The organism is Gilliamella sp. Nev3-1 (genome assembly GCF_001690435.1).
Classification (GTDB): Bacteria; Pseudomonadota; Gammaproteobacteria; order Enterobacterales; family Orbaceae; genus Gilliamella; species Gilliamella apicola_C.
Genome location: NZ_LZHN01000088.1, coordinates 100,934 through 106,933 on the forward strand (window position 1 = coordinate 100,934; position 6,000 = coordinate 106,933).

General features: G+C 31.8%; 6 protein-coding genes. 2 read left to right on the top strand and 4 right to left on the bottom strand.

Annotation, left to right across the window (positions count from 1 at the left end):
* The first annotated feature begins 279 nt into the window (after positions 1-279).
* Positions 280-546 (top strand): GrxA family glutaredoxin, encoded by a 267-nt coding sequence (locus tag A9G40_RS13790; protein ID WP_065568466.1) that lies wholly within the window; start codon positions 280-282, stop codon positions 544-546.
* 53 nt (positions 547-599) lie between these two features.
* Here A9G40_RS13790 and tsaB read toward each other — a convergent pair whose 3' ends face one another.
* The 4 genes from tsaB to A9G40_RS13810 form a co-directional block, all read right to left on the bottom strand.
* A complete protein-coding gene (gene tsaB / locus A9G40_RS13795; protein WP_065583485.1) occupies positions 600-1,280 on the bottom strand; it encodes a tRNA (adenosine(37)-N6)-threonylcarbamoyltransferase complex dimerization subunit type 1 TsaB in 681 nt (226 codons plus the stop codon).
* A 23-nt stretch (positions 1,281-1,303) separates the two neighbouring features.
* The gene (locus tag A9G40_RS13800; RefSeq protein WP_065583486.1) at positions 1,304-3,214 is read right to left on the bottom strand and encodes an ATP-dependent DNA helicase; all 1,911 of its coding nucleotides are present in this window, start codon (positions 3,212-3,214) and stop codon (positions 1,304-1,306) included.
* A gap of 231 nt (positions 3,215-3,445) precedes the next feature.
* The gene (locus tag A9G40_RS13805; RefSeq protein ID WP_176700508.1) at positions 3,446-4,420 is read right to left on the bottom strand and encodes a glycosyltransferase family 8 protein; all 975 of its coding nucleotides are present in this window, start codon (positions 4,418-4,420) and stop codon (positions 3,446-3,448) included.
* 11 nt (positions 4,421-4,431) lie between these two features.
* Entirely contained in the window at positions 4,432-5,409 is a 978-nt protein-coding gene (locus A9G40_RS13810) for a glycosyltransferase family 8 protein (protein WP_065583488.1), read from the bottom strand.
* A gap of 145 nt (positions 5,410-5,554) precedes the next feature.
* Between A9G40_RS13810 and A9G40_RS13815 the strand changes: the two genes are divergently transcribed.
* On the top strand, positions 5,555-6,000 hold a 446-nt coding region (locus A9G40_RS13815; protein ID WP_304363260.1), incomplete at its 3' end, for a glycosyltransferase family 8 protein.

Below are 6,000 nucleotides of genomic sequence, written 5' to 3' on the forward strand. Positions count from 1 at the left end.
TTAGATGAAAATGCACTGTATGTTATCAACTTTTTTGTAAAGTTTTGTTAAGAATGGTATATGATGGATATTAAAATCCGCTAAATTTTTTTAATAATAAATCTAAATTACTAAAAAATAATCAAGCAGATTGGAACAATCTAATATAAAACCTGATTCGCTTCTCAAGTCGTAAATCAATAGATATAATCTATTTAACTGACAATATTTAACTACTTTTTTTCTTCAATAAGTGAAGTATATTAGGCTTATATTTAAAACAAAAGATAAAGGTGAAAAATGTATACTGTAATTTTTGGTCGCCAGGGATGTCCTTATTGTGTTCGTGCTAAAGAACTAGCTGAAAAACTTTCTCAAGAACGTGATGATTTTTCTTATCGTTATGTTGATATTAATGTTGAAGGTATTACTAAAGAAGATCTATCTAAAAGTGTTGGTAAACCTGTTGAAACAGTGCCACAAATATTTATTGATGAAAAACCAATTGGTGGCTGCACCGACTTTGAAGCCTATGCTAAAGAACATTTGGGCTTATTTAAAGAGTAATCAAAATTATCAAGAACTAAGCCACCTTTAGGTGGCTGTTTAAATAGTCATTATTAGCGGCCAGGTAGTTTTTTCCATGTAACTTCATTACGTAAATAAGTTGGTTCTACATCTTCAACATTAATTATTTCGCTTTTTTGCCATTTATTCTTAGCAAGAACAACAAGATCTTGTGCATGAGGCAATAGAATATCGCTTTGTTTTATATTATTCATCATATTAGGATAAGTTTGCCAACCAGTGCCGGCACAATAGCTATCATTAAGAATATGATCTACTTTTTCTATTACTTTTTCAGGTGCAATAACACATTCTGGAATAACTTCGTGCCATTGCTCGTTGCTGTAATGATACTGTCCTAAGTAAACTTCATTCATTCTAGCATCAATAGCTGCAATGACATTTGTTGCATTTTGTGTGCGATATGCCCCTTGCGCCAAAGTCATCAACGTAGATACCCCTATCATAGGTTTATCAATGCCTAAAGCTAAACCTTGCGCTACACCAATGCCAATTCTAACCCCTGTAAAACTACCAGGCCCTTGCCCAAAAGCAATAGCATCAACTTGAGAAAGAGAACAATCTGATTGTTTAAGGAGCTTATCAACCATTGGCAATATTTGTTTAGTGTGATCGCGAGCAGATACAACAAAATCATGAGTGATTTCGTTATGATAAAATAAAGCGACAGAACAAGCTTCTGTTGAGGTATCAATAGCTAAGATGGTATTCATTTTTTCCCAAAATAATTTAATTTTTATAAGTCAGTTTTAGATAACAAGAAATTAATAACTTTATTTATATCCCGTGTTCTTGGCGATGGCGGCAAACTATTAATAAATGTTGCGCCGTAAGGCTTCATAACCAAACGATTATCGCAAATAATAACCGCACCACGGTCGTTGTGATGGCGAATTAATCGTCCGACACCTTGTTTTAAAGTAATAACCGCTTCGGGTAATTGTACATCATAAAATGCATCACCACCTTGCATTTGGCAATCTTCCATGCGAGCTTTAATTAAAGGATCGTCTGGAGAGGTAAATGGTAATTTGTCTATAATAACACATGACAATGTATCCCCTCTAACATCAATACCTTCCCAAAAGCTGCTTGTTGCAATTAATAAAGCATTACCGCTATGAATAAACTGCTCAAGTAATTTAACCTTACTTGTTTCACCTTGGACTAACACCGGTAATTTTGTTAACTCTCGAAACTGTTTAGCTAAGGCGTTCATCATCGCATAAGAAGTACATAAGAAAAAACAACGGCCATGATTTGCTTCAATAACGGGCAGTAAAATATCAGCCAACTTTTCAGCATTTCCCTTTTCGTTTGGCGATGGGATATAGCGAGGAACACACATAACAGTTTGATGCAAATAATCAAATGGGCTTTCTAAAATAAGTGAATCAGCATTCGTTAATCCTAAACGTTTAGTAAAATAATCTAATTGGTTATTGACTGATAGCGTTGCTGAAGTAAAAATCCAACTACCTTTTCGTTCTGTTAATAATTCAGTGAATTTATCCGCTACAGATAATGGCGTTAACGCAAAAATAAAATAGTTATGGCTACTTTCATACCAATAACTAAAGCCAGTTACATTTGTTTCCTGCAACCGTTTTAAAAGTGTATTATATTGGTTAATTCGTTCCAAACAGTTATCTAATGTTGAAGAACGCCCTACAGCCAATAGTAAGACCTCATGACAAAAACTTAGAGCGTCTAAAAGATAAGATAACTCTTTTTTTATCGCTTCTTGATTAAATAAAAAACGTAAATTACCTTTTGGCAATTGTTGATTGATCGCAATGCGTAAATCTTGAGTACATTTTTGTAGTTTGTCGGCACATTGTTGTAATTGTGACATATCTTTAACCTCAGTGCGATAGCAGAGATTAATTTCTTTGGACAGATCAAATAGTTGCCTGCTACTTAGTTGTTGCCCGAAATAATGGCAAGCGAGATCAGGGAGCTGATGTGCTTCATCAAAAATCATTACATCAGCTTTAGGGATAAGCTCACCAAAACCTGAGTCCTTTACCACCACATCAGCTAAAAATAAATGGTGATTAACAACGACAATATCTGCATTTAATGCTCGCTTACGTGCTTTAACCACATAACAATCGTTATAATGTTCACAATCACTACCCAAACAATTATCATTCGTACTGGTTAATATCGGCCAAATTGGATTGTCTTCCGTAACAGTTGTACATTTGCTAATATCACCATCTTTAGTTTTGATTGACCAATTTTTTACACGAGCTAAATCAACACGTAAATCTTTATCAAGATCTCCCGCTACGGCGTATTGATGATATAACCGCTCTAAACAAAGATAATTAGAGCGGCCTTTAAGTAAGGTTATCTTTCCAGAATAATTCAATGCTTTTTTGATAATTGGCAAATCTTTACTAAATAATTGCTCTTGTAAATTTTTAGAGCCAGTTGAAAGTATTACTTTTTTATCACTACGCAACGCGGGAACCAGATATGCAAAGGTTTTACCAGTACCTGTTCCCGCTTCAACGACAAGTGAATGTTGTTTTTTTATTGATTCTGAGACTTTACTTGCCATGTTTCGTTGTGGCTCTCTTGCCACAAACCCATCAATAGCTTGAGCAAGCAAACCATTTTCTGAAAAATCATCAATCACTTAAAAGACACCTAATAAAAAGATAAGTTCAATACACAAAGTCGGTCGACTAAAAGTTTTAATAGTCGACATATAATACATCAATGACCTAGCCCAAAAGAGATATAATAGCCTGTTAAGTGAATCATTAGCATTATATTCTATATAATGAATCTACCCTTACATTTATTTCTAACAACTAATAGTAAATTAGATTACATAACATTCAGAGCTGAATACTAATGCCGTAAACTATTTCGTAAATTTAGCCCTTAAATAAATTAAATAGTGTTTTACCGATGCTAAATATTTTTTTTGTTTAAACATCAACCGAGAATAAGCGCGTATTGAGGAGGTTTTTTTGTCGTTATATAAAATTAAAGGATCATTCTTCCACGGAGATTTTTCTAAATAAAGATCATATAACTTAGAACGATAAGGCTGATGCCAAGGTTTGTTCTTTGTAATGTAATGAATTAACACAGTATCCTCAGGAACACTAGAGTCCTCATTACCATTGATTGACAATGCTAACAAATTATTATACTTCTTTGCTAATATAATTCTTTTTTCGCCTACTACTATATTTAATACATCCTGGTCAGGATAATGATATTTTTCGCCACTATTTAATAACTTTAATGTTTTTGAAGTAATATTTTCCTGATACCAAAGTGGTATATTAATTAACATCACACCAGAATTAAAATACGTCCCATAGGTTACATGATACTTTGCGCATTGCGAGTCCTGCATATATGGTTCATCAGCAACAGCTGCGACAATAGCATTATTTAGAGAAATTTCATTGATAAAATCAAATTTTTTTAGGCAAAGCGTATCGCTATCAACATAGAGTAATTTTTTAGTGACATCCTTTAAAATCATAGGCGCAATTAAGCGAACGCATGCCGCAATAGGAAACAGCTCAGTATTTTTTTGATCAACTTTAAATTGCTCATTAATAACATATTCAGTTATAGATGTATTATGGGATTTAATGGCAGCAAATTTTTGTCTATTATTATCAGAAACATTATGAGTAAAAATATGGAAATGAATCTGTTGTTCATTATTATTTTCAATTATTGAAATAATATCTACACCTGCTGATAAAGCATAATTGTCATCGAAACACAAAAGAATATGTAATATACTTTCGTTATCCCAAAAATCACATGAGAGTAAAAAATTCTTTTTATTAATAAATTTATCAACGTCAACCACAGCATTACCCCTTAACGTTTTTTGCAAGTTTTATGCTTCAAATAAATCAAATAATATTTGAATGCAGCAAAGTATTTATTCTGACTAGCTAGTAATTTTGCATACCGTCTAGTGGTTGATGGTGCGTTTTCATTGGCTAACAATAATTTATCTTTTGCCCATGGAGATAATTCGATATAATGTCGATACAGTGGGGTGATATAAAGCTGGTACCACGGTTTATTACCTGTGACATAATGGATAATTGCGCTATCATTGCTAATAAGGTTATCTTCTTTTCCCCCCACAGTAAGTGAAGTGAGTCGATTGAAACGCCTAGGTAAAAATACTGTTTTACCTTGCATTAAAATATTTAAAACATCTTGATCCGCAAACTTGTATACTTTACCACTGTTGATCATTGCAAAGGCTTTTTCAGTAAGATTATTTTGCACCCACATATCTGTATTAATATAAATCACTCCAGCATTAAAGTATTCACCATGAGGAATACCACAGGCAAGACATTGTTTTTCTTGCGTCTTATCAACATCAGGAACTACTGCTGAATATTTATTAGTTAAATCGGTATTAATTAATTCATTGAGATTATCGGTACATAACACATCACAATCTAAATATAAAACTCGAGAAGTAACTTTATTTAGCATTTGTGGGACAATAAATCGTAAGCAAGTTGATGCTGAAACATGTAAAACTAATGTATCTGGATTTATTGAAAAATTATCACTAATTTCATAACAAATTATACTAATATTTTCTTTACTTAATTGATTAAATATTATAATTTTCTCATTAGAAACATTATTAGCAAATAAATGGAACACGATATTTTTATCAGGATTATTTAAGATTACTGAAGACATAGCAATGCCTGCTGGCATTGCATAATTATCATCAAAGCAAAATGCTATATGTAAAGTATTTAATGATTCTATGGTATTATTAAATAATGTCCTAATTTTGCTAATAAAAAGATTTTCTGCCATTTTGTGCCAATTTTTAGATAATGTTAAAAATTATTCTATTATAACATATGTTAAATTAAACAATGAAGTAATAATAAATTTTATGTTGACATATTGATTTAGTAATGACTAAATAGCGTGGTTGATTTTTTAAAGAGTATTAGAAATGAATAGCAGAATTAACATTGCATATTGTACCGATTCAAATTACCTTGAGCATGTAGGTGTATCGATTACCTCTATTATGCTTAACAATATGCATAATAATATTCATTTTCATGTTTTTTTATACGATGTATCTCCCAAAGACCAACAAAAATTACAAAAAATTAGCCCATTAATTAATATCTATATTATTCCTTTTGAAGAGCTAGCTAAATATAAAGATCATAAGAGCAATAAAATAACTCATATTAACCGCTCAATGTATATTCGATTATCTGTGCCAAAACTATTATATGGCAAAATTGATAAATTTATTTACTTAGATGCAGATACCCTATGTTTTTCTGACATATCACCGATTTTAAATATTAATATAGATTCGGTTATTTGTGCTGTGACGCCTGACTCATTAGATAAACAAAATATGTTAAAAAATAAAGAAAGGCT

Coding starts and splice junctions, on each gene's coding strand:
- A9G40_RS13790 (WP_065568466.1), top strand. CDS start 280: ATGTATACTGTAATTTTTGGTCGCCAGGGATGTCCTTATTGTGTTCGT.
- tsaB (WP_065583485.1), bottom strand. CDS start 1,280: ATGAATACCATCTTAGCTATTGATACCTCAACAGAAGCTTGTTCTGTC.
- A9G40_RS13810 (WP_065583488.1), bottom strand. CDS start 5,409: ATGGCAGAAAATCTTTTTATTAGCAAAATTAGGACATTATTTAATAAT.